This is a genomic window from Emticicia agri (assembly GCF_004168285.1).
GTDB lineage: Bacteria > Bacteroidota > Bacteroidia > Cytophagales > Spirosomataceae > Emticicia > Emticicia agri.
The window spans coordinates 1-404 of the sequence record NZ_SEWF01000144.1; the positions used below are offsets into that span (position 1 = coordinate 1).

The window sequence follows — 404 nt, forward strand, 5'->3', positions numbered from 1 at the left end:
CCTGTGGTTCCTGCTATCCCTTGTGGACCCGTAGCACCATTAGCACCAGTTGCTCCTGTCGGTCCTGCTATACCTTGTGGCCCTGCTACACCTTGTGGACCTGCTATCCCCTGTGGTCCTTGTGGACCCGTAGCTCCAGTTGCTCCTCTTGCGCCTGTGGTTCCTGCTATCCCTTGTGGACCCGTAGCACCATTAGCTCCAGTTGCGCCTGTCGGTCCTGCTACACCTTGTGGACCTGCTATCCCTTGTGGTCCTTGTGGACCCGTAGCTCCAGTTGCGCCAGTCTGCCCGGTTGGTCCTGTAGCTCCAGTTGCTCCTCTTGCGCCTGTAGTTCCTGCTATCCCTTGTGAACCATTAGCTCCAGTTGCTCCTGTCGGTCCTGCTACACCTTGTGGCCCTGCTAT

Annotated in this window: 1 pseudogene; it reads right to left on the reverse strand. The window is 57.9% G+C overall.

Annotated elements, in window-relative coordinates:
- Positions 1 to 404 (reverse strand): annotated as a pseudogene (locus tag EWM59_RS27400) (collagen-like protein); the annotation flags it as partial.